The organism is Olleya sp. Ti.3.14 (assembly GCF_038154885.1).
In the GTDB taxonomy this organism is placed as follows: Bacteria; Bacteroidota; Bacteroidia; order Flavobacteriales; family Flavobacteriaceae; genus Olleya.
In genome coordinates, this window is the sequence record NZ_JBAKAO010000004.1 from 30,804 (window position 1) to 54,415 (window position 23,612).

At 32.4% G+C, this 23,612-nt stretch carries 20 protein-coding genes and 1 tRNA gene; 14 read left to right on the forward strand and 7 right to left on the reverse strand.

The features are described from left to right. Positions 1–3 precede the first annotated feature (3 nt). Together V6251_RS07485 and V6251_RS07490 are read left to right on the forward strand one after the other, a co-directional pair. Entirely contained in the window at positions 4–2,112 is a 2,109-nt protein-coding gene (locus V6251_RS07485) for a glycoside hydrolase family 97 protein (protein ID WP_341587647.1), read from the forward strand. A 21-nt stretch (positions 2,113–2,133) separates the two neighbouring features. Next, positions 2,134–3,990 carry a family 43 glycosylhydrolase gene (locus tag V6251_RS07490; protein ID WP_341587648.1) on the forward strand — a complete coding sequence of 619 codons (1,857 nt, stop codon included), beginning with the start codon at positions 2,134–2,136 and terminating at the stop codon, positions 3,988–3,990. A 176-nt stretch (positions 3,991–4,166) separates the two neighbouring features. Here the strand turns inward: V6251_RS07490 and V6251_RS07495 are convergent. Together V6251_RS07495 and rseP are read right to left on the reverse strand one after the other, a co-directional pair. Further along, positions 4,167–4,240 (reverse strand) — tRNA-Asn (locus tag V6251_RS07495). 70 nt (positions 4,241–4,310) lie between these two features. After that, complete coding sequence (gene rseP, locus V6251_RS07500) at positions 4,311–5,651, reverse strand: RIP metalloprotease RseP (protein ID WP_341587649.1); 1,341 nt, start codon at positions 5,649–5,651, stop codon at positions 4,311–4,313. 166 nt (positions 5,652–5,817) lie between these two features. Here rseP and V6251_RS07505 point away from each other — a divergent pair, with 166 nt between their 5' ends. The 3 genes from V6251_RS07505 to feoB all read left to right on the forward strand — a co-directional run bounded on the left by V6251_RS07505 (position 5,818) and on the right by feoB (position 8,894). Then, positions 5,818–6,492, forward strand: coding sequence for an SCO family protein (locus tag V6251_RS07505; RefSeq protein WP_341587650.1), 675 nt, complete (start codon positions 5,818–5,820; stop codon positions 6,490–6,492). A 72-nt stretch (positions 6,493–6,564) separates the two neighbouring features. After that, entirely contained in the window at positions 6,565–6,795 is a 231-nt protein-coding gene (locus V6251_RS07510) for a FeoA family protein (RefSeq protein WP_099568540.1), read from the forward strand. Next, positions 6,795–8,894: a ferrous iron transport protein B gene (feoB, locus tag V6251_RS07515; RefSeq protein ID WP_341587660.1), complete on the forward strand. Its 2,100-nt coding sequence runs from the start codon at positions 6,795–6,797 to the stop codon at positions 8,892–8,894. The genes V6251_RS07510 and feoB overlap by 1 nt, the downstream gene beginning before the upstream one ends. A gap of 132 nt (positions 8,895–9,026) precedes the next feature. On the opposite strand, the gene V6251_RS07520 is transcribed toward feoB, so the two are convergent. Beyond that, entirely contained in the window at positions 9,027–9,569 is a 543-nt protein-coding gene (locus V6251_RS07520; RefSeq protein WP_341587661.1) for a hypothetical protein, read from the reverse strand. 125 nt (positions 9,570–9,694) lie between these two features. Continuing rightward, positions 9,695–10,351, reverse strand: a complete 657-nt coding sequence (locus tag V6251_RS07525) for a metal-dependent transcriptional regulator (protein ID WP_341587663.1) — start codon at positions 10,349–10,351, stop codon at positions 9,695–9,697. 105 nt (positions 10,352–10,456) lie between these two features. On the opposite strand from V6251_RS07525, the gene V6251_RS07530 reads away from it, so the two are divergent. From V6251_RS07530 to V6251_RS07550, 5 genes are all read left to right on the forward strand, one after another. Further along, the gene (locus V6251_RS07530) at positions 10,457–12,706 is read left to right on the forward strand and encodes a TonB-dependent receptor (RefSeq protein ID WP_341587665.1); all 2,250 of its coding nucleotides are present in this window, start codon (positions 10,457–10,459) and stop codon (positions 12,704–12,706) included. A gap of 41 nt (positions 12,707–12,747) precedes the next feature. Then, entirely contained in the window at positions 12,748–13,659 is a 912-nt protein-coding gene (locus V6251_RS07535) for a metal ABC transporter solute-binding protein, Zn/Mn family (protein ID WP_341587667.1), read from the forward strand. A 250-nt stretch (positions 13,660–13,909) separates the two neighbouring features. Next, complete coding sequence (locus V6251_RS07540; RefSeq protein ID WP_341587853.1) at positions 13,910–14,677, forward strand: metal ABC transporter ATP-binding protein; 768 nt, start codon at positions 13,910–13,912, stop codon at positions 14,675–14,677. After that, complete coding sequence (locus V6251_RS07545; RefSeq protein WP_341587668.1) at positions 14,677–15,804, forward strand: metal ABC transporter permease; 1,128 nt, start codon at positions 14,677–14,679, stop codon at positions 15,802–15,804. Before V6251_RS07540 ends, V6251_RS07545 begins: the two co-directional genes overlap by 1 nt. Next, positions 15,797–16,957 (forward strand): metal ABC transporter permease, encoded by a 1,161-nt coding sequence (locus tag V6251_RS07550; RefSeq protein ID WP_341587854.1) that lies wholly within the window; start codon positions 15,797–15,799, stop codon positions 16,955–16,957. Before V6251_RS07545 ends, V6251_RS07550 begins: the two co-directional genes overlap by 8 nt. Here the strand turns inward: V6251_RS07550 and V6251_RS07555 are convergent. Genes V6251_RS07555 through V6251_RS07565 form a run of 3 tightly spaced genes read right to left on the reverse strand, consistent with a single transcriptional unit; the run spans position 16,954 to position 20,370 of the window. Next, a complete protein-coding gene (locus V6251_RS07555; protein ID WP_341587669.1) occupies positions 16,954–18,975 on the reverse strand; it encodes a hypothetical protein in 2,022 nt (673 codons plus the stop codon). The two genes, V6251_RS07550 and V6251_RS07555, sit on opposite strands and share 4 nt — an antisense overlap. A gap of 12 nt (positions 18,976–18,987) precedes the next feature. Further along, positions 18,988–19,521, reverse strand: coding sequence for an RNA polymerase sigma factor (locus tag V6251_RS07560; protein ID WP_341587671.1), 534 nt, complete (start codon positions 19,519–19,521; stop codon positions 18,988–18,990). 54 nt (positions 19,522–19,575) lie between these two features. Further along, positions 19,576–20,370: a TerB family tellurite resistance protein gene (locus tag V6251_RS07565; protein WP_145004626.1), complete on the reverse strand. Its 795-nt coding sequence runs from the start codon at positions 20,368–20,370 to the stop codon at positions 19,576–19,578. 252 nt (positions 20,371–20,622) lie between these two features. Here V6251_RS07565 and V6251_RS07570 point away from each other — a divergent pair, with 252 nt between their 5' ends. The 4 genes from V6251_RS07570 (at position 20,623) to V6251_RS07585 (ending at position 23,520) form a co-directional block, all read left to right on the forward strand. Further along, on the forward strand, positions 20,623–21,033 hold the full coding sequence (locus V6251_RS07570; protein ID WP_341587674.1) for a BrxA/BrxB family bacilliredoxin: 411 nt from the start codon (positions 20,623–20,625) through the stop codon (positions 21,031–21,033). Positions 21,034–21,131: 98 nt separating this feature from the next. Then, positions 21,132–21,869 (forward strand): lysophospholipid acyltransferase family protein, encoded by a 738-nt coding sequence (locus V6251_RS07575; RefSeq protein ID WP_341587675.1) that lies wholly within the window; start codon positions 21,132–21,134, stop codon positions 21,867–21,869. Between the two features lie 4 nt (positions 21,870–21,873). After that, positions 21,874–22,860 carry an acyl-ACP desaturase gene (locus tag V6251_RS07580; protein WP_292948810.1) on the forward strand — a complete coding sequence of 329 codons (987 nt, stop codon included), beginning with the start codon at positions 21,874–21,876 and terminating at the stop codon, positions 22,858–22,860. A 3-nt stretch (positions 22,861–22,863) separates the two neighbouring features. Further along, positions 22,864–23,520: an HD domain-containing protein gene (locus V6251_RS07585; RefSeq protein ID WP_341587679.1), complete on the forward strand. Its 657-nt coding sequence runs from the start codon at positions 22,864–22,866 to the stop codon at positions 23,518–23,520. Positions 23,521–23,612: the final 92 nt, after the last annotated feature.

Here is a 23,612-nt window from a genome sequence, read left to right on the forward strand (position 1 = left end):
ACGATGAAAAAAACAATAGTTACTCTATTATTAGGTTTGATTTTTGTAGGATTGAATGCACAAGACATGTATTCGCCTTCAAAAAATATTAAAGTAACTTTTAATATCAATAAAAAAGGACAGCCAACTTATCAGGTCAATTATAAAAATAATCCAGTTGTTTTACCTAGTATAATGGGTCTATCCATTAAAGATGCTAATAACTTAACTAATGATTTTGAAGTTACTAAAACAGAGACCCTTTCTTTTTCTGAATCTTGGCAACCGGTTTTAGGAGAGCAATCCTCAATTTTAAATACGTACAATCAAACCAAAATTTATTTAAACCAAAAAGAGACCAATAATAAGCTAAATATTGTTTTTAAAATTTATGATGAAGGTGTTGCTTTTAGATATGAGTTTCCGTTGGACAACACTGTAAATTATTTTACTGTTTCCAACGAGAATACACAATTTAATCTAACAGGTGACCACACCGTATTTTGGATTCCTGGAGATTATGACAGTCAAGAATATGCTTATAATAAAACTAAAATATCAGATATTGATAATTCAAAAATAGACTTAAACAATGGTGTTGGATTAAAATCTATTACTAGTCAATATCGTGTACAATCACCATTAATGCTTAAATCTAGTGATGGCTTATATATTAATATTTTTGAAGCAGCTGTTGTTAATTATCCCATAATGCACTTGGATGTTGATGTAAATAATTTTCAATTTACTTCTAACTTAGTGCCAAATGCATTAGGAGACAAAGCCTATTTAAGAACACCTTCTGTATCACCATGGCGAACACTAATGGTTAGTGATGATGCTAGAGATATTGTTAGTTCTAAAATGATATTAAATCTAAATGAGCCCAACAAAATTGAAGACACCTCTTGGATTAAACCTATGAAGTATATTGGGATTTGGTGGGAAATGCACGTAGGATTATCCACTTGGGATTATGCTGGAAGTCAAAATGCACAAAATGCTGGTACTGCTTTTGGTGAAATGATTCCGTCCGGAAAACATGGAGCTACAACAGAGAATACTAAAAAATATATTGATTTTGCTGCACAACATGGTTTTGATGGTGTTTTAGTTGAGGGTTGGAATACTGGTTGGGAAGACTGGTATGGCAAATGGAAAGAGGATGTATTTGATTTTACAACACCATATCCTGATTTTGATATTGAAGCAATTTCAAAATACGCTAAGTCTAAAGGCGTCAAAATGATAATGCATAACGAAACCTCTGGATCTGTTGCAAATTACGAACGCTACTTAGATCGTGCATTCTCGTTAATGCAAACGTATGGTTATCCTGCAGTTAAAACAGGATATGTTGGAAAAATAATTCCGCGTGGCGAGTTTCATGATGGACAAACAATGGTTAATCACTTTAATTTTGTCGCACAACGTGCTGCAGATTTTAAAATTATGATTAATTCCCACGAAAGTGTTAGACCTACAGGATACAGCAGGACGTATCCAAACTACATTGCTGCAGAAGCTGCTAGAGGAAATGAATTTAATGCATGGAGCAATGGTAATCCACCAGATCACGAAACCATTTTACCTTTTACACGTTTATTGGGTGGTCCAATGGATTACACGCCTGGTATTTTTGAAATTAAAATGAATGCTTACGATAGCACTAAAACAGAACAAGTACATACCACTTTAGCAAAGCAACTAGCCTTATATGTTACTATGTATTCACCTTTACAAATGGCAGCAGACTTGCCTGAAAATTATCAAAAACACCTAGACGCATTTCAGTTTATAGTCGATGTACCATTGGATTGGCAAAACTCGATTTACTTAGAAGCAGAACCAGGCGAATATCTAACAGTAGTCCGAAAAGACAAACATTCAGACAACTGGTTTTTAGGCGCTATAACCAATTATAACGCTAGAAAAACAAGTATCTCTTTAGACTTTTTAACTACCGGAAAAAAGTACAAAGCAACGCTATATTTAGACGGTAAAGATGCAGATTGGAAAGACAACCCTAAAAGCTATCAAATAATAACTAAAGAAGTCACTAGCAAATCTGACTTAAAGTTAAAGCTGGCTCCTGGTGGAGGAGCTGCAATTAGCTTTGAATTGATAGATTAATACATATAAGACAACAGATTTATGCAAAAAACAAATATAATTATAAGAAGCCTTTCGCTTTTACTAATAGCAACAGTAATTTTTTCATGTATATCAGAAAAAGACAATCAAACAACACAGTCATCAAACGCAAATAATGGTAATAAAAGAAATTACAAAACCTATTGTAATCCAGTAGACATAGATTATTCATACATGTCACATTACAGAGCAGAAAATAAAGTGTCTTACCGTTCTGGTGCAGATCCTGCTTTAGTAAATTTTAAAGGCAAGTATTACATGTTTGTCACACGCTCTCATGGGTATTGGATGAGTGACGATATGAGTAATTGGACTTTTATAACACCTCAAAACTGGTATTTTAAAGGTAGTAATGCTCCTGCAGCAGCTGTAAAAGACGGTAAAATAATAGTCTATGGCGATCCTTCTGGAAGAGGTCCAATTATAGAAACTGATAATCCAGAATTAGGCGATTGGAAAACTAAATATGCGGTTTTAAATCCGCCTGGAGGCATTCAAGATCCTGATTTGTTTGTGGACGACGATGGTAAAGTATATTTATACGAGGAGTCCTCTAACCTTTATCCAATTCGTGTGGTTGAACTTGATGCTGATAACTATTACGTCCCAAAAGGAGAGCAACAAGATTTATTTAATTTGCATCCTGATAAATATGGTTGGGAACGTTTTGGACAAGACCACAAATCAGACATCGAGCCTTATTTAGAAGGTCCTTGGATGGTAAAACATAATGATACCTATTATCTAGAATATGGTGCACCTGGTACACAATGGAATGTTTATGCAGATGGTGTAAGAACTAGTAAAAGTCCGTTTGGTCCTTTTGAGTATGCACCTTATAATCCAATATCTTATAAACCAGGTGGTTTTTTAAAAGGTTCTGGACACGGAAGCACAGTAAAGGATAACAATGGTCAGTATTGGCATTATGCAACTATGGCAATTTCTGTCAACTATAAATTTGAACGCAGAATAGGTATGTATCCTGCAGGTTTTGAAGACAATGGTCAAATGTATGTTAATACTGCTTATGGTGATTACCCACACTTTTTACCCGACACAAAGGTTGACAAGCATAAAGAGCGTTTTACAGGCTGGATGCTATTGTCTTACAATAAACCAGTAACCACCAATTCTGGATTAGTGACAAAAGAGATAAATGTTGTGGATGAAAGTGATAGTGGTTATATGTTAGGTCAGATTAGAGAATTTGATATTTCTAAAATTAATGATGAAGAAATTAGGTCTTATTGGGTATCTGAGGTCAATGACGATTCTATTTACGTACAAGTTGATTTAGAAAAGAAAATGAGCATTAAAGCCATTCAAATTAATTTTCAAGATTTTAATAGCGACATATATGGAAGACCAGACGATTTAAGACAGCAATTTGTTATTGAAGGGTCAATTGATGGTAAATCATGGCAAACCATCTCAGACTACTCTAAAAACACTCGTGACATGCCTCATGGTTACATTGAACTAAACAAACCTATGAATGCAAGGTATGTTAGATATAATCATGTCTACTGTAGCAATAATTATTTATCAATCTCTGAATTTAGAATTTTTGGAAATGGTTTTGAAGCTGTACCGCAAACACCAGCTAATTTTAAGGTAGAAAGACAAGCGGATCGCAGAAACACCAATTTAACTTGGGACAAGGTAGACAATGCAACTGGTTATGTTATTTATTGGGGAATCTCGAAAGATAAATTAAATCTTTCTGCTTTAATGTACGATTCGCCTAATTACGAATTAAGAGCGTTAACAACAGACCAAAGTTATTATTATCAAGTAGAAGCTTTTAATGAAAATGGAATTTCTGCTAAAAGTGAAATCTTATTTACAGAATAGTTTATCATTTAAAAATAGTTAAAAAAGCCACTAATTATAGTGGCTTTTTTTATGTCTTCTACTTTAGCATTCTAAATACTTCTATTAACTAGCTTTAATCAATAGTGCTAGAGTAATCTAAATCAACACTGTAAACAAAAAAATCCGATACATTTCTGTATCGGATTTATAACTTGCTCCTCCTCTTAGGCTCGAACTAAGGACCCTCTGATTAACAGTCAGATGCTCTAACCAACTGAGCTAAGGAGGAGTGTTTTTCGCTATTGCGAGTGCAAATATAAAACGTTTTTTGACTTCTGCAAAACAAAAATTAATTTTTTTTAATTAAATATTGCTTTAAAGATATCATTACCGTTTGCAAACAGCACTAAAGCAATCAAAATGAAGAATCCAACTAGCTGTGCTTTCTCTAAAAACTTTTCACTTGGCTTACGTCCGGAAATCATTTCGTATAATAAAAACATAACATGTCCTCCATCTAAAGCCGGAATTGGAAGTAAATTAAGCACACCTAACATAATTGATAAAAATGCAGTTAAACCCCAAAAGTCTGGCCAGCTCCATGTACTTGGAAACACATCGTAAATAGCTTTAAAACCTCCTACACCTTTATATGCACCTGTGCTTGGATTAAAAATAGCTTTTAATTGTCCAAAGTAAGATACTATTTGACTTTTAAATTTTGTAGCTCCTACTCCAAAACTTTCAAAAAACCCATATTCTTGTCTTACTATATCATAATACCCTAAGGACTGTAACTCTTTAGCACTTGCAGACGTGATTATATCTAATTTACCTTTATCGTCAACGATTAACTGTCTACCAACAGTCATATTTCCTCTTCTAAAAATAGCACTTATCGTTTGACCTTTATTAGCCTCTAAAATTGGCTCTATTTGGTCATAAAACTCTGCAGGCTGACCATTTAAAGCATACATTATGTCTCCAGTTTTAATATCCACATTTTTATTTAACGAGGTATCTAAAACTTTATTGACAATAAAAGGTTTACGCATCCCAAACAAGCTTCTATCCTTACTTGAAGACAATTGACCTAAAAAGTCTACAGGAAGGTCTATTGTGTTAGTAACGCCTTCTCTTTTATAAGTCACGCTGTTTGCTCCAATTATATTTTTGCTAATGTCAGATCTATTAATGATGTCAACATCGTCTACTTTTATAATTTGATCACCTGTTTTAAAGCCTAAATCTGTTAATAATGGGTTTTCAATTAAAAAACCACCTTTAATACTAGAGGCAGCTATATCTGTATCTCCATAAGCAAAAGATCCAATAATATAAATTACTAATGCCAAAACAAAGTTTACAAAAACACCACCTAACATTATAATTAATCGTTGCCAAGCCGGTTTAGATCTAAATTCCCATGGTTGAGGTGGTAAAGCCATTTGCTCTTTATCCATACTCTCATCAATCATTCCTGCAATCTTAACGTAACCTCCTAAAGGCAACCAACCAATTCCATAAACGGTTTCTCCGATTTTCTTTTTAAATAAAGAGTATTTTACATCAAAAAATAAGTAGAATTTTTCAACTCTTGTTTTAAATAATTTAGCAGGAATAAAATGTCCTAATTCGTGTAAAACAATTAATAATGACAGACTTAACAAAAACTGTCCAATTTTTATAATAAACTCCATGTAGTGTTTCTATTCTTTTTAATAATCGCCAAAAGTAAGTATTTACACTTAGTTTAAAAAACAATAGCTTTAATGGTTTTAAGAATTAACAAATTTTATGAGTAATGTCATGGGACTTGCTAAACTTTTCATCGTATTTTTGCATTATAAAATTAAAACCTACAAAATGCTTTCTTTTTTCAAGGATTATAAGTTGTTTGCTATTGTTTTTGGTATAATTTCAATAATAATAATTTCTATTTTTTACAATATTCTAAAAGTAGAAAAGCCTTTACCAATTTTTCAACCAGCAATGGTTAATACTGAGTTGGTTGATAGCACAATCCAACATAAAATTAATTATCATAAAATAGCCGACTTTAGTTTAACTAATCAAAACGGTAAAACAATTACTCAAGAAGATTATAAGGATAAAATTTACGTAGCAGATTTCTTTTTTACTACTTGTCAAACCATTTGTCCAATAATGACTGACAATATGGAAAAAATCCAGAAAGAGATTATTAATGATGATGATGTTATGTTACTATCCCATTCTGTTACTCCAGAGATTGATACCGTTGAGCAGTTAAAAAGCTACGCTATAAAAAAAGGAGTTAATGATAAAAAATGGAACTTAGTAACTGGAGATAAAGGTGAAATATATAGACTAGCTAGAAAAAGCTATTTAGCGGTAAAAGACGACGGAATGCCTGATGATTATGGGATGGTCCATACTGAAAACTTTATGCTAATTGATAAAAAAGGTCAAATTAGAGGATATTACGATGGTACAAAAACAGAAGATATTACCACACTTTTAAACGATATTAAAAAGTTAAAAAAAGAATACAAAGAGTAGTTTTTGGCTTTCAATTTTTTTAAGCTGAAATTTTGCCATACTTTTGCTTCTTTAAAATCAATCTAAATAAGCTTGAGCCATACATTAGACACATTAAAAAGAGGAGAACGCGCTATAATTATAGACGTGTCTTCACATTTGATACCATTAAAACTCCTAGAAATGGGTTGTTTACCAGGCAATAGTGTAGAGCTGGTTCAGGTCGCTCCATTTGCAGACCCATTGTACTTAAATATAAATGGAAGTCATTTAGCCATTAGAAAAGAAACCGCTATTCATATCATTATCGAAAAAGAAGTTTAATGAGTAAGCAAATCAACATTGCCTTAATTGGTAACCCAAATACTGGAAAAACATCTGTTTTTAATGCCTTAACGGGTTTAAACCAAAAGGTAGGAAACTATCCTGGAATAACCGTTGAGAAAAAAGAAGGGATTTGCAAATTACCTAGAGGTGTTAAAGCACACATCATTGACCTTCCTGGAACATATAGCCTAAACGCATCGTCTTTAGACGAAAACGTAGTTATAGAATTATTACTAAACAAAAACGATAAAGATTTTCCGGATGTTGCAGTCGTAGTTAGTGATGTTGAAAACTTAAAACGAAACCTACTACTTTTTACACAAATAAAAGATTTAGAAATCCCTACAATCCTAGTCATTAATATGGCTGACAGGATGAAATACAAAGGGATTTCATTGGATATTGAGCATTTAGAAAAAGAATTACAAACTAAAATAGCGGTTATTAGTACCAGAAAAAATGAAGGTATAGATAACTTAAAACATTTAATTTCTAATTATAAAGAACTATCAACTACGCCTTGCCTAAATGCATCGGAAATAGATAAAGAATATTTTGACAAATTAAGAAAAGCCTTCCCTAACCAATTACTTTACAAATTATGGTTAGTAATTACCCAAGATGTAAATTTTGGTAAGATGGATCGTAATGAAGTCGAAGCTATTGCTAGTTTTAAAACTAAATCTAAAAGCGACTTAAAACGTTTACAACAAAAAGAAACCATTAAGCGCTATCAATTTATAAATAACACGCTTAAAAAAGGACAAACCATAGATGCTAGTCAAGCTAAGGATTTACGCACTAAATTTGATCGCATACTTACGCACAAAGTTTGGGGTTATGTTATTTTCTTTTTTATACTACTAACTATTTTTCAAGCCATTTATGACTGGTCAACAGTACCAATGGATTTTATTGATAGTGTGTTTGCAAGTCTAAGTGATTGGGTTAAAAACACACTTCCTGAAGGTGCTTTTACAAATTTACTAGCCGAAGGTATCATATCTGGTTTAGGAGGAATAGTTATATTTATTCCTCAAATAGCCTTTTTATTCTTGTTTATAGCAATTTTAGAAGAAACCGGTTATATGAGTCGCGTTGTCTTTTTAATGGACAGAATTATGCGTCGTTTTGGTTTAAGCGGAAAAAGTATTGTGCCTTTAATTTCAGGAACTGCATGTGCTATTCCTGCTATTATGGCTACCAGAAATATTGAAAGTTGGAAAGAACGATTAATTACTATTTTAGTAACGCCTTTTACCACATGCTCTGCAAGATTACCTGTATACTTAATTATAATAGCATTAGTTATTCCGGAAGGACGTTTTCTAGGGTTAAGTTACCAAGCTTTAACCTTAATGTTATTGTATTTACTAGGTTTTGGAGCTGCTGTTATTTCGGCATATATTTTAAATAAAGTATTAAAAATAAAAAGCAAAACATTTTTTGTGGTTGAAATGCCAAACTACAAATTACCATTATTTAAAAACGTTGCGCTTACAGTTTTAGAAAAAACAAAATCGTTTGTCTTTGGAGCTGGAAAAATAATACTAGCAATTTCAATTATACTTTGGTTTTTAGCATCTTATGGTCCAGGAGAACAATTTAATAATGCAGAAAATATTGTTAGTACAGAGTATGCTGCGCAAAATTTAAATGAAGAAGAACTAAATCAAAAAATCGCTTCTCACAAACTAGAGCATTCGTTTATTGGTATTGCAGGACATGCTATCGAGCCCGTAATTAGACCACTAGGTTACGATTGGAAAATAGGAATTGCAATAGTTAGTAGTTTTGCTGCAAGAGAAGTTTTTGTTGGTACTTTAGCAACCATTTATAGTGTTGGTAACGATGATGAAGACACTATTAAAAACCGAATGGCTGGAGAAGTCAATCCAATTTTAGGTGGTCCATTATTTAATTTTGCTTCAGGGATTTCATTATTACTTTTTTATGCTTTTGCAATGCAATGCATGAGTACTTTGGCAGTTGTTAAAAAGGAAACCAATACCTGGAAATGGCCAACGCTGCAGTTAGTAATCATGACAGCTATAGCATACATTTCGGCATTAATAGCATATCAATTTTTAAAATAATATTATGAATGCAATTATCCAAAATATACTGGTATTTATCACGCTAGGGTTTGCTTTATTTTTTCTTTATAAAAAATATTTCGTTAAAACGAAATCAAAAAAAGCCTGCGGAACGGACGACTGTGGTTGTCATTAATTGTTTCGCAACATAGACTCGATATAATTACTAGTATTAAGATATTCTACTCTTAAATCTCTAAGATATTTTTCGATTATTTTAGAATTAGCATGTTTAGGATTTAAACAATCATTACTATCATAATCAGTAGCAGTAAGTACCACATACCACTTACCTTTTCTGGAGCTATATTTATCAAAAAACAAAGGGTCATTCCCGTTTGCATCTCTTTTAGCATCTACTAAAATCGGCACTAAATTAATAGTCTTAGTATCTTTACTTGTTTCATAAAACGAAAAATAAAACGGTTGATCTTCAATCTTAAAAGCAACATTACTTTCAACATTTACATGATTTAATTGATACTTTGTATTGATAAAATTATAGAACTCGTTAGCTTCTTTAGGATCTTCAAAGATTAACGAATATTGCTTAGGCAACTTCCGTTTAAACTTTTTAGCAACCATAATCTTATCCCCTTCAATGGTAGGTGCAATTTTTACAGGGATACAAGAGGTTACAAAAATAAAAAACAGGATAACTACAAATGGTTTCATACGTTTGATTTTTAGTTAATTATCAAAAATCATACCCAAACGCTATGGCAAAAAAAATAAAAAAATCAAACAACTTATTTACAATAACTTACAGTTGTTGATAAAGAGCATACTATTTCTGACAATTAAACCTCCTTCAAAAATAAATTTTTAGCCACGTTTTGAGACACCATTAACTCATTGTCTTCAAATTTGATTTTTACAGAATTATCGTAAGGCTCTTTTTGCGTAACAATAATCTTAGTTCCTAAAGCAATTTTGTTGCTATCCAAGTATTTTAAAAATGCTGAAGAAGTATCATCCACACCAACACATTTATAAGTTTTACCAATAATGGCTTGTGACAACATGATTTTTTCGATGTGTTTAAAATTTCCATGTTTATCCGGAATTGGATCTCCATGTGGATCATGATTAGGATACTCTAAAAAAGCATCTAATTCATCAATTAATTTTTCTGATCTGATATGTTCTAAATGCTCAGCAACTTCATGGACTTCATCCCAAGTAAAATTTAATTTTTCTACTAAAAACACTTCCCAAAGTCTATGCTTTCTAATAATATTAATAGCAACGGATTGACCTTTTTCGGTTAAATTAACACCTTGATACTTTACATAGTTAGCATATCCTTTTTCAGATAATTTTTTAAGCATATCAGAAACCGAAGACGCTTTAGTCTGTATAGATTCTGATATAGCATTAGTACTAACAACCTCTGCACCTTGCTTACCTAAATGATAAATTGCTTTAATATAATTTTCTTCTGTAAGTGTAATCATAAACCTTATATGGATATCAGACAAATATAAGAATTAAATAAAATAAATAATAAATTTAGACTAATCTAAATTTATTATTACATTTGTAAAAAAATATTTTAAGACATGAAGTATATAATTGCAATTATGTTTTGTTTTTCAGCTTACAGTCAAGCCCAAAATGCTTTTGAAATATCAGGTGTAGTTACCTCAAACGGACTACCACTACCCTTTGCAAACGTTTATCTTGAAAGCACAACAAAAGGAACTACAACATCAAGTAATGGATCCTTTACTATCCAAAATATAACAGAAGGACAATACATACTTACCGCTTCTTATACTGGATTTAATACCTTTAAAAAAAGAATTGAGGTTATAGATGATTTAAAAATAAATTTTGAATTAATCCAAAATCAATCGTTAGATGAAGTCGTTATTACTGGCACTTTAAAAGCAGTTAATAGATTAGAAAGTCCTGTTCCTGTTGAAGTATATACAAGCGCCTTTTTTAAGAAGAACCCTACTCCAAATATTTTTGAAGCGCTTCAAAATGTAAATGGAGTTAGACCTCAACTAAACTGTAATGTATGTAATACTGGAGACATCCACATAAATGGTTTAGAAGGTCCTTACACTTTAGTTTTAATAGACGGAATGCCAATTGTTAGTGGCTTATCTACGGTTTATGGCTTGTCAGGAATACCAAATTCATTAATAGATCAAATCGAAATTGTCAAAGGTCCAGCGTCATCTTTGTATGGTAGTGAAGCGGTTGGTGGTTTAATAAATGTCATTACTAAACATCCTGACAATGCTCCTATATTTTTTGCTGACAGCAATATTAGTGGTTGGGGAGAAGTAAATACAGATGTTGGTTTTAAAACTAATGTTGGTAAAAACGCAAGTGTTTTGGTAGGCGTCAATTATTTTAACTATAGTAATCCAATTGATAATAACAACGATAATTTTACGGATGTCACGCAACAAAACCGAATTTCTGTTTTTCAAAAATGGGACTTTAAACGTAAAAGCAATAAAAAATTATCTGTAGCTGGTCGCTTTTTTTATGAAGATCGTTGGGGAGGAGAACTACAATGGAACAAAAGTTACAGAGGAGGAAACGAAGTCTATGGCGAAAGTATTTATACAACTAGGTATGAACTTCTAGCTGAATACCAACTTCCTGTAAAAGAAAACATGAATTTTCAATTTTCATATTCAGACCATGACCAAAACTCAGTGTATGGTGACACGCCATACTTAGCACAACAACGTATTGCTTTTGGACAATTAACGTGGGACAAACCAATAAAAAATAATGATTTATTATTTGGTATAACAGGACGATACAATTACTACAATGACAACACAACAGCAACTATTGAGGCTGATAAGATATTTATTCCTTCAGTATTTATTCAAGATGAAATAACATTAACAGAAAAACAAAAACTATTATTAGGACTTAGGTATGACTATGATAAAAGACATGGTTCTATAGTAACACCAAGGTTAGCTTACAGATACAAACCAACAGACAATGATATATTTAGGATTAATGCAGGTACAGGGTTTAGGGTTGTCAATTTATTTACAGAAGAGCATGCTGCATTAACAGGATCAAGAGAGGTTGTTATTGAAGAAACTTTAAATCCTGAACAATCGTACAACATCAACCTTAACTATCTAAAAAAAATATACACAACAAAAGGCATGATTTTTACTGTAGATGCGTCCATGTGGTACACACATTTTACAAATGCAATTATACCAGATTATGACACAAATCCTAATCAAATAATTTATGATAATTTAAATGGTTACTCAACTTCAAAAGGAGCTAGTTTAAATATTGATGCTATTTTTGGTAGTGGTATAAAAGGGAGTTTGGGTGTCACATTTCAAGATGTAAATCAAACTGAAAACGACGTAACAACCAGACAAATTTTAACCGAAAAATTCACAGGTACTTGGTCTTTTTCATATAAAAACTACCCAACAAATTTAACCTTTGACTACACAGGAAACATTTATGGACCAATGCGCTTACCCTTATTAAGCGATCTAGATCCTAGACAAGAATATTCACCTACGTGGAGTATTCAAAACATTCAAGCAACTTACGATGGACTTGAAAATTTTGAAATTTATGGAGGCATTAAAAACTTACTAAATTGGACACCAAATAACGGTAACCCTTTTATCATTGCCAGAGCAGATGATCCTTTTGATAATAATGTACAATTTGATGCGCAAGGTAACGCACAAGCAATACCAGACAACCCTTATGGGTTAACCTTTGACCCTTCATATGTATATGGACCAAACCAAGGCAGACGAGTTTTCCTAGGTATAAGGTATACATTAAACTAATTGTTTGTACTTTAGTACTTTCGTAATAAATATTTAGACCAATGAAAAAATTAATACTCCTTTCCTTAATAACCTTAGTTTTTTTTAGCTGTAATGACACTACAAAAGATAACGGGAAGTTAAATATTGTGACTACAACCACAATGATTACTGATTTAGTAAAAAATATTGGTAAAGACAGTATAAATGTTAATGGTTTAATGGGAAGTGGTGTGGATCCACACTTATACAAAGCAAGCGAAGGTGATGTATCCAAACTTGTAAATGCAGATATCATTTTTTACAATGGATTACACCTAGAAGGAAAGCTTGTAGAAGTCTTTGAAAAAATGGGAAACACAACCAAAACACCTATTGCTTTAGGAGAAGACATTGACAAAAAAACATTGATAGGTTCAGATTATTTTGCTTCTAATTACGATCCACACGTTTGGTTCAATATTGAATATTTTAAGCAATTTGCTCAAAAAGTTACTGCTGTTTTAATCGAAAAAGACTCAAAAAACTCAAAATATTATAAGGCAAATGAAGATGAATACATAGAAAAGTTAAATACACTACAAAAAACAATTACCTCTAAAATTGAAACACTTCCTGCAGACAAACGCATACTTGTAACTGCACATGATGCCTTTAATTATTTCGGGAAAAACTACGGATTTGAAGTCGTAGGCTTACAAGGTTTATCTACAGCAACTGAAGCTGGAGTAAAAGATGTTCAAAATTTAGCTAATTTTATAATTGAAAAACAACTTAAGGCTATTTTTGTTGAAAGCTCTGTACCAAAACGAACCATTGAAGCACTTCAAAAAGCAGTAAACTCAAAAGGACATAATGTACAAATTGGAGGTACATTATATTCTGATGCTTTAGGAAGCGCAGGAACTTTAGAAGGCACCTATATTGGTATGTTTGAATACAATGTTAACACTATAGTTAATGCTTTGAAATAAGTTAGTAGTTAGTAAAAAATAGGATTAACCAATAATTTTATAAAAAGTAATGTCCTATTTCAATTCGAAGAATTGAGAGCCAAGGCGAAGAATAAATGAAGAAAAGCTTCGAAAAATAGGAGAACGCAGTTCGACGCGAAGTTTTCGAATTGATTTTCAGTTTAACAACTGAAAAATTCCTTGGCTTGGATGTCCTTTTTTGGTTCGTTTTTTGGACAAGCAAAAAATGAATAAAAATAAATTAAAAACCATGAGTGACAATAAGAGCAAAACTACTGCTTCCTCAGGAAATATAGCAGTAAAAGTAGATGACCTAACAGTAGCATACAACTACAAGCCTGTACTTTGGGATATTGATTTAGAAATCCCAGAAGGCGTCCTTATGGCTATTGTTGGACCAAATGGAGCTGGAAAATCAACACTAATAAAATCTATCTTAGGCATATTAAAACCTATAGCAGGAAGCGTCACTATTTATGGCAAACCCTATGACAAGCAACGCAAACTAGTCGCTTACGTACCTCAAAAAGGAAGTGTAGATTGGGACTTTCCAACAACAGCTTTAGATGTTGTAACCATGGGAACTTATGGTAGTTTGGGTTGGATCAAACGTCCAGGACAAAAACAAAAAAAAGCAGCACTGGAAGCTTTAGAAAAAGTAGGCATGTTACCATTTAAAGGTAGACAAATTAGCCAATTATCTGGCGGACAACAACAACGTATATTTTTAGCTAGAGCATTAGTACAAAATGCATCTATTTATTTTATGGACGAGCCTTTTCAAGGTGTAGATGCAACCACAGAAATTGCTATTATTAATATTTTAAAAGAATTACGTAAAGCCGGAAAAACAGTCATTGTGGTGCATCACGATTTACAAACCGTTCCTGAATATTTTGATTGGGTTACTTTTTTAAATGTAAAAAAAATAGCAACAGGTCCAGTTAAAGACATTTTTAATGATGATAACTTAACCAAGACTTATGGTATTAACTATAAAGTAAGTATTCAGGAATAATGGATTTACAAGAATATTTTTCATTAGTCTTTAGCGACTACACACTACGAACCATTACACTTGGAACAGCAATTTTAGGTGCAGTCACTGGTATGTTAGGTAGTTTTGCTGTGCTTAGAAAGCAAAGTTTATTAGGAGACGCTATATCACATGCTGCCTTACCAGGAATTGCAATTGCATTTTTAATTACAGGTGCAAAAGACAGTAATACTTTACTTTTAGGAGCCTTAGTAAGTGGATTAATTGGAACCTTTTGGATTAGAGGTATTGTAAAAAAAACACATCTAAAAAGTGATACCGCTTTAGGATTAATATTATCGCTTTTTTTCGGGTTTGGTATGTTATTACTGACTTTTATTCAAAAACAACCCAATGCTAATCAAGCAGGTTTGGATAAATATTTATTTGGTCAAGCAGCTACTTTGGTAGAAAGCGATGTTTGGCTAATGGCTATAGTTACAGGATTATGCTTATTTGTATTGTTACTATTTTGGAAAGAATTTAAAATTTTACTCTTTGATGCTGATTACACTAAAACTTTAGGTTTTAACACTAAAGTCATTGATATTTTAATTACCAGTTTTATAGTCTTAGCCATAGTTTTAGGACTACAAACAGTTGGTGTTGTTTTAATGAGCGCTATGTTACTAGCTCCTGCTGCTGCTGCAAGACAATGGACTAATAGCTTATCAAAAATGGTACTTCTAGCAGCTATATTTGGAGCCTTTTCTGGAGTTTTTGGAACTGCAATAAGTGCTAGTCAAACTAATCTATCTACAGGACCTGTTATTGTATTAGTAGCTGCTGTGTTTGTAGTATTCTCGTTTGTATTTTCCCCAAGCCGAGGTTTATTATTTAAACAAATTAGATTCATAAAAAATAGACGCGATTTAGAGCTTCATAAAACCTTAGCCTTTATGTATCATATTGCTGAAACACACGAAAATATTTCGCATCCACATACTATTAAATTACTAAATAGTTTTCAAGGTTATACACGTAAAACACTACAAAAATTAGTAGAAAAAAATTATGTTACTTTGGATGGAAACATGTGGAGTTTGACAAAAACAGGGTTTGAAACTGCTTCCAACCTTTACACAAAACAATCAACAGAAGATGAATAGTGCTCAAATAGAAATACAATTAATTGCTAGTTTAGTCGCAATTGCATGTGCTATTCCTGGTACCTTTTTAGTGCTACGTAAAATGGCAATGATAAGCGATGCAATAAGTCATTCCATCTTACCAGGAATTGTTGTTGGTTTTTTTATTACGCAAGATTTAAATTCGCCATTACTAATTGTATTAGCTGCATTAACAGGTGTAATCACAGTGGTATTAGTAGAATATATCCAAAAAACAGGTTTAGTAAAAGAGGATACAGCAATAGGTTTAGTATTTCCTGCTTTGTTTAGTATTGGCGTTATTTTAATAGCTAAAAATGCTAACGATGTCCACTTAGATGTTGATGCTGTTTTGGTAGGTGAATTGGCTTTGGCTCCTTTTGATAGACTAATCGTTTCTGGTATTGATATTGGCCCAAAATCGTTGTGGATTATTGGCATAATATTGCTAATTACAATTACGCTTTTGATTGCCTTTTTTAAAGAATTAAAAGTAAGCACCTTTGATAAAGGTTTAGCTGCTTCATTAGGCTTCTCTCCTGCAATTATACATTATGGATTAATGACAGTATCTTCCGTGACAACCGTTGGTGCTTTTGATGCTGTTGGAGCCATTTTAGTTGTAGCATTAATGATTGCGCCTGCTGCAACCGCATATTTACTAACTACCAACTTAAAAAAGATGCTAGCTTTAGCAGTGTTTTTTGGAGTATTTAGCGCTATTTCTGGTTATTGGTTAGCGCATTTATTAGACGCATCCATTGCAGGATCTATTACTACGATGTTAGGCTTATTGTTTTTAGCTGTGTATTTATTTGCACCTAGCAAAGGTGTAATAGCTGTTATGTATCGCGAAAAACAACAACGTACAGAAGTTAGCCTATTGACCTTTTTACTGCATTTAAAAAACCATAATGAGGTTGAAGAACGTCACGTAAACCACTTAAGAGAACATATAAATTGGCAAAAAGTAAGAGCCAAAACTGTATTAGAATTGGCTCTTAAAAATAATATGATTGTTGTTAATAATGATATTGTATCATTGACTAAAAAGGGAGACACCTTTACCTCCAAAGCAATTGATTATATTATCACTAATAAAGATGCGCAGATAGAAGATATGAAGGACGATTTCTTTTTGTTTAGAGGCTAATTAAAATCCTTATTTAAATTTCGTAATTCTGTTTTTAATTGGTCAAGACTAACTTCTTTAAAACTTAAGTCTAACATTGTAATTTGCTTTGTGCTCACCTCTTTAAGTCCTAAAAACAGTCTATCATCAACCTTTTTAATAGCGACTAAAATAACTGCTTCATTTGCTGTTACTGTTCCAAAATCATAACTATCACCAACGCTTCTACTTGGTAAAATCGAGTTTAAAGATTTAAACACTATTTTGACATCTGCTCCGTTTGCATCCTTTATTTTTAGTTTAAATTTTATAGCATCTTTATTACTTCTAATAAAACGATCACAATTAATCCAACCTAATTTTGAACCATAAAAAGCATATCTAGACACATCATTAGCTGTTATAGTACCAACTAATCCTGTGGTCGTGGAATCTTTGTTTTGTAATCGCTCTTCAAATTTTTTCTCAAAAGACGTTTTATCCTTTATAGTAATAACACTTGGATTATTTTTTGTGCTACCATCAACATTAAAATTAATTGGTAAGCTATAAGGTACAATTACAGTATAATCACGCTGCTTACCTGGTTTTAGTTTTGGTATCAATTTTAAAACTCTAATAGCCTCTTTAGCCAATAAAGTATGCGCTGCAGAAGCTTGAATATCAACAACCTCTCCTTCTTTATCAATTTTAAACGATGTTAAAATTTTATGTTTTCCAGTTAGCTTTAAATCTTCAGCTATACTTGCATTAAAATTTTTGGATATTAGTTTTGAAAGCGCTTGATCAAAACATTGTTTTTTCGCTGTGTTTGTACCATCTTCACATCCAGGAAACACAGGAACTTCTTCTACATATTGAATCGGTACTTCCACGTCTTCTTCTTCAATTAAAACCATTTCAGAAGTAGTTAAAACAGCATTACTTTTATGTGTGATATTATCTAAAGTCCAATTAACGCCATCTTTAATTTCTTCACCTAAAAAAAGCTGCATATCTTTTTTCTTACTTCCACGTGAAGAGAATACATATTCAATATTACTTCCAGATTTTAACTGTAATTGTTTATTATCTTTTAATGCTTTTACAAACAGCATTCCTCCTGTTTCCAATTGGTTGCCATCAGATTTTGTGGTTAAATTAGCCAATAACATATCTGACAATTTATAAAACTCTGTAACTTCTATATTAACCTTTCCTCTAGCTAATTTCCCGTTTGCATCAATAAAACATTTTGCTGGAATGTTTAAAACTGTACCTTCTTTACAGGTTAGAGTCGTTTTTTTTTCTGTATTAATTTCTATAATCTGTGGTGCTTTTTTTACTGAATTATAAAACGAAATAAGGCTTTTACTTGTGTTTTTAGATGTTTTTGAAACCGCAACACCTTCTTTAACCGAAACTGTATTTTCCTTGTGTCCTTTTGTTGATTTTACTTCTGAAACTGTTTTTTGATACGCTACCGTTTCATTAATTACTAAAGTATCATTAACTGGTTTTAGTTTTGCTAATTTTGGGAATTTACTATCAAATTCTGCTTTAGAGAAATAACCTAAATTCTCTATTAAAATAGTGTCTTGAATAATAGTAATTCCTCCATAAACATTTGTCTGTTCTATATTTTCGATTGATTTTGTAATTTTTTTAATAACAACAAATTTGTGTTTTGAAGAGTCCGTTAGTTTTACTGAAGTTTCTGTACCAATACGTTTTTCATTTTGAAAAGTCTCCTTTTGATTCTCACCATTTGATTGATTAAAAAACAAATAATAGCACAATAGTAACAGCCCTAAAGTCACTATAACTAAACCTGAAACTTTAAGCCACTTTGTCTTAATATAACTACGCTTAGCAGATGCAATTTCAGCTTTAAGCTGTATGCGTTTTAAGCCTTCAATAAAAATTAGTTGCTCTTGGTAAATTGTGTTAAACTCTGGGTTAGATTCTAATTGATTTTCAAAATTTAACCTTTCAGTTGCAGACAATTGCTTGTCTATGTATTGGTTGATTAGTTCTATTTGCGAGATATGCTTTTCCATGATAGTTCCGAATTAAGATTGGGTATTATTTTGATAGATGTCCTTCGCTTTTTTCAAGCACTTGTACTTTTGGTTTTTAGCCACTTTTTCTGACTTAAACTGCATCATCGTTGCAATGACTGAAAAAGTTATTTTTTGTACATAAAACAGTTGTAACAACTGCTGACATCGTTCTCCTAATTCGCGAAAAGCGTTCTCGGCAAAGCGATATTTTTTTTCTTCTAATACATGTTGAAATATTGAGACTTCGTTATCTTTTAAATCGTGAAGCTCCTGAGTAGTAAACTTAGATTGCATATCCTTCCAAACAAATCTAGATACGGAATATAAATAGGTGTAAAACGAAGCTGTTAATTTAAAGTCTGATTTTTCTAAATTACGATTTAGGATTATTAATGCTTCCTGAAACACATCTTGCGCATCAGATTGTTTCCCACCTTTGGATAAGACTAGTTTTTCTATTCTAGGATATAAACTATACAGTTGTTTAAACGCTTTGTCGCGTTGACCTGTTTTAAAGAATTCTAATATTTTTTTATCATTCATAAAATATCTTTATTCTTTAATGGTCAAAACATAAAAAGGTCTCCTATAGTTTTATTAAAATCGTCTCTCCTTTTGTAAAAACTCGTAAGCTTTTTGGACTTGTTTAAACTTATCCTCTGCTCCTTTTCTATGCTCTTCTCCAAGATGCTCCACACGATCTGGATGGTATTTTTTAGCCATATTACGGTAAGCCTTTTTAATTTGATCTACTGTGGCTGTTTTGTCTATTTCTAAAATAGTATAAGCATTATTGCTACTGTTATAAAACATAGCTTTAATACTAGAATAGTCACGACTACTAATGCCTAAGTAGTTAGAAATTCGGTTAATTTGATCCTCTTCATCATCGGTAACCATGCCATCTGCTTTTGCAATTCCGAATAAAAAATGTAATAATTGCAAACGTGATGCATGGTCCATCATCTGTTGGATTTGCCCACAGACATCTCTTGTAGACACGTTTTGATTACTTATATTTTTAAATAATTTAAAAGCCTTATTAGCACGATCTTTTCCATAAAGCTCAACAAATTTGTTACGCACAAAATCCAATTCGCGTTGGTCTTGTACACCATCTGCTTTTATAATTACAGACGCTAAGATTAGTAAACTTACCTCAAAATCTCCAGACGTTGTTTGCGCACGACGTTGTTGTTGGGTTCTGTAATTAGGTTGTGTTCTGTAATTTGGTTCTCTTTTTTGCTGTTTGTTTGGGTTACCATTTCCTAAAAGGTTTCCTTTTTCTGACATAGCATCTCCTAGACTACCAATTGCCAACCCTATAATTGCACCAATTGGACCACCTAATGTCCATCCTAAAGTTGCACCTATCCATTTTAATCCAGCCATAAATTTTGTTCTAATTTTTTAAAAAGTAAATATACTACTTTGTTGGTATACTTTTAATTGCTTTTGTTACTGTTGTTTGCTGTTTAGTGCGTTAAGGATGGAGCGGTCTGTCTGAGCTCCTCACAGAGAGCGAGTAGCGATAGCCTGACCTTATGACACCATAAGTGTTATAAGGTAACGCCATAATAATTTTTGCATGGTTTTTGATTATCTTTGCATGAGATAGATTTATAAATAAAAAATTACAAGAATATGTATCCAGCAGAATTAGTACAACCAATGCGTGAGGACTTAACTAACGTAGGTTTTGAAGAATTACATACAGCTGAAGCAGTAAATACTGCAATTGCAAAAGAAGGGACAACTTTAGTGGTTGTAAATTCGGTTTGTGGTTGTGCAGCTGCTAACGCAAGACCAGGAGCAAGAATGAGTTTAGCAAATGACAAAAAACCTACACACATAGTAACGGTTTTTGCAGGTGTTGACAAAGAGGCTGTTGATCAAGCAAGAGCACACATGGTACCTTTTCCTCCAAGTTCACCAAGTATGGCTTTATTTAAAGATGGAGAATTAGTACATATGTTAGAGCGTCATCATATTGAAGGAAGACCAGCAGAATTAATTGCTGAAAACCTTATTGATGCGTATAACGAGCATTGTTAAGCCTTTTTTAAAGGACAACTTAAGCTAAGTATTACAGAAAAACCACGTTTTTTAAACGTGGTTTTTCTATTTTTGATAGATAGAATTTTTATTACAAAATGAGAAAAATTATTGCCTATCCTTTATCTGTTATTTATTTCCTGTTTTTTGGGTTAACGTTAGTTGTTTTTCACCCAATACAATGGATATGTTTTAATGTTTTTGGATATAAAGCACATAAAAAAAGTGTGGATTACCTTCAGTTTTGTTTAATGCGATGCGTAAACCTATTAGGCTCAACACATAAATTTATAAACCCTTATCCTTTAGATAATTCTCAACCTGTCTTAATTGTCTCTAACCATCAAAGTATGGCAGACATACCTCCATTAATGTGGTATTTTAGAAAACACCATGTTAAATTTGTTAGTAAAAAAGAGTTAGGAAAAGGACTACCAAGTGTATCCTACAACTTACGTCATGGTGGCTCTGTATTAATAGACCGTAAAAATCCTAGGCAAGCGATTGTCGCTATTAGGAAATTTGCAGATTATATAGAATCGACTAATCGTGCTGCTGTTATTTTTCCGGAAGGCACCAGAAGTCGTGATGGACAACCTAAACCATTCCATACTAAAGGTCTTGAAACCCTAATAAAATATGTGCCTAGTGCAATTATTATTCCTGTAACTATCAATAATTCATGGAAAAATTTGCGTTATGGAAAATTCCCTATGGGAATTGGAAATAACATCACATTTACAGCACACAAACCGGTTAAACCTAGTGATTTTGACTCTACTGAAGCGTTATTAAATCACATAGAAACTACCATTAAAAATAGCATAAAAATATAACGTTATGTCATCAAAAAATGTAAGATTAGAAGTCATGTCTTTTTTAGAAAAAGATATTGATGCTTTAATAGAAAAATATTTAATCCCTGTTGAAAAAATTTGGCAACCTTCTGATTTTTTACCAAACTCTGAAGGTCCTAACTTTTTTGAAGAGGTAAGAGAAATTAGAGAATTGTCTAAAGAATTGTCTTATGATTTTTGGGTGGTTTTAGTTGGAGATATGATTACAGAAGAAGCATTACCAACTTACGAATCTTGGCTTATGGATATAGAAGGTGTAGAACAAGATGGTAAAAATGGTTGGGCAAAATGGATTAGACATTGGACAGGCGAAGAAAACCGTCATGGTGATGTTTTAAACAAATACCTATACCTTTCTGGTCGTGTTAACATGCGCGAGATAGAACAAACCACACAACACCTTATTGCAGATGGTTTTGATATTGGTACAGCTAGAGATCCTTATAAAAACTTTGTTTATACCAGTTTTCAAGAATTAGCAACTTATGTTTCACACAATCGTGTAGCAAAATTAGCCAAAGAAAAAGGTAATAAGCAATTGGCTAGAATGTGTAAAATAATTTCGGGAGACGAGATGAGACACCACCATGCTTATAGCGAGTTTGTAGAGCGCATTTTTAAAGTAGATCCAAGCCAAATGATGCTAGCGTTTCAATATATGATGAAGCAAAAAATTACAATGCCTGCTCACTTTTTAAGAGAGTCTGGAGGTAAAATTAGCACTGTTTTTGACGAGTTTTCTAATACTGCACAACGTATAGGTGTTTATACATCTATGGACTACATAGACATTTTACAAAAATTAATTAAACGTTGGGAAATTGACAAAATAACAGACCTTAACGACGACGCTGAAAAAGCACGTGATTACTTAATGAAACTTCCAGACAGAATGTTACGTTTGGCAGACCGAATTAAAATCCCAGAAAACTCTTATCAATTTAAATGGGTTGAACCAGCCAAACTATAGTTTATGTTTAACCAAGAGCTAATTGAAGCCACTAAAACCTTTGTAAAAGACACTTTAAAAGATGCCGAAGGTGGACACGATTGGTTTCATGTGGAGCGTGTTTATAAAAATGCGCTTCTAATAGCTAAAGGCGAAATAGTTGATCCATTAGTTGTTGCGCTTGGCGCTTTACTACATGACATTGCAGATATTAAGTTTTATGATGGTGATAGTACCATTGGTCCAAAAGTTGCTGGTGCTTTTTTGTTAAAATACAACGTAGACTCGGCAACCATTAATCATGTTATAAAAATTATTGAAAACATCTCCTATAGTTCTAATATAGGTACAGAAAAAGCCTTTAAATCTTTAGAATTGGATGTTGTACAAGATGCTGACCGTTTAGATGCTTTAGGCGCAATTGGTATTGCACGTACCTTTAATTATGGTGGTTTTAAAAACAGGACTATGTATGATCCAGAAATTGCACCAAATTTAAATATGACTAAAGCAGAATATAAAACATCTAACGCTCCAACAATTAATCATTTTTACGAAAAATTACTGCTTTTAAAAGATAAAATGAATACCACTACTGGTTATAAAATTGCTAAACAACGACACCAATATATGGTAGACTTTTTAAAACAATTTGATGCAGAATGGGAAGGTGAGAAATAAATTATACTAGTTTAGTGATTCTGAAATTTTCAACTATTCACCATTTTAATAGTAATAACAAAACCATTTTCAGATAAAAAGCACAAAATGAA

Excerpts from the sequence above, each read along its gene's own strand:
- V6251_RS07485 (WP_341587647.1), top strand. The coding sequence starts at position 4 with ATGAAAAAAACAATAGTTACTCTATTATTAGGTTTGATTTTTGTAGGA.
- V6251_RS07490 (WP_341587648.1), top strand. The coding sequence starts at position 2,134 with ATGCAAAAAACAAATATAATTATAAGAAGCCTTTCGCTTTTACTAATA.
- rseP (WP_341587649.1), bottom strand. The coding sequence starts at position 5,651 with ATGGAGTTTATTATAAAAATTGGACAGTTTTTGTTAAGTCTGTCATTA.
- V6251_RS07505 (WP_341587650.1), top strand. The coding sequence starts at position 5,818 with ATGCTTTCTTTTTTCAAGGATTATAAGTTGTTTGCTATTGTTTTTGGT.
- feoB (WP_341587660.1), top strand. The coding sequence starts at position 6,795 with ATGAGTAAGCAAATCAACATTGCCTTAATTGGTAACCCAAATACTGGA.
- V6251_RS07520 (WP_341587661.1), bottom strand. The coding sequence starts at position 9,569 with ATGAAACCATTTGTAGTTATCCTGTTTTTTATTTTTGTAACCTCTTGT.
- V6251_RS07525 (WP_341587663.1), bottom strand. The coding sequence starts at position 10,351 with ATGATTACACTTACAGAAGAAAATTATATTAAAGCAATTTATCATTTA.
- V6251_RS07530 (WP_341587665.1), top strand. The coding sequence starts at position 10,457 with ATGAAGTATATAATTGCAATTATGTTTTGTTTTTCAGCTTACAGTCAA.
- V6251_RS07535 (WP_341587667.1), top strand. The coding sequence starts at position 12,748 with ATGAAAAAATTAATACTCCTTTCCTTAATAACCTTAGTTTTTTTTAGC.
- V6251_RS07540 (WP_341587853.1), top strand. The coding sequence starts at position 13,910 with ATGAGTGACAATAAGAGCAAAACTACTGCTTCCTCAGGAAATATAGCA.
- V6251_RS07545 (WP_341587668.1), top strand. The coding sequence starts at position 14,677 with ATGGATTTACAAGAATATTTTTCATTAGTCTTTAGCGACTACACACTA.
- V6251_RS07550 (WP_341587854.1), top strand. The coding sequence starts at position 15,797 with ATGAATAGTGCTCAAATAGAAATACAATTAATTGCTAGTTTAGTCGCA.
- V6251_RS07555 (WP_341587669.1), bottom strand. The coding sequence starts at position 18,975 with ATGGAAAAGCATATCTCGCAAATAGAACTAATCAACCAATACATAGAC.
- V6251_RS07560 (WP_341587671.1), bottom strand. The coding sequence starts at position 19,521 with ATGAATGATAAAAAAATATTAGAATTCTTTAAAACAGGTCAACGCGAC.
- V6251_RS07565 (WP_145004626.1), bottom strand. The coding sequence starts at position 20,370 with ATGGCTGGATTAAAATGGATAGGTGCAACTTTAGGATGGACATTAGGT.
- V6251_RS07570 (WP_341587674.1), top strand. The coding sequence starts at position 20,623 with ATGTATCCAGCAGAATTAGTACAACCAATGCGTGAGGACTTAACTAAC.
- V6251_RS07575 (WP_341587675.1), top strand. The coding sequence starts at position 21,132 with ATGAGAAAAATTATTGCCTATCCTTTATCTGTTATTTATTTCCTGTTT.
- V6251_RS07580 (WP_292948810.1), top strand. The coding sequence starts at position 21,874 with ATGTCATCAAAAAATGTAAGATTAGAAGTCATGTCTTTTTTAGAAAAA.
- V6251_RS07585 (WP_341587679.1), top strand. The coding sequence starts at position 22,864 with ATGTTTAACCAAGAGCTAATTGAAGCCACTAAAACCTTTGTAAAAGAC.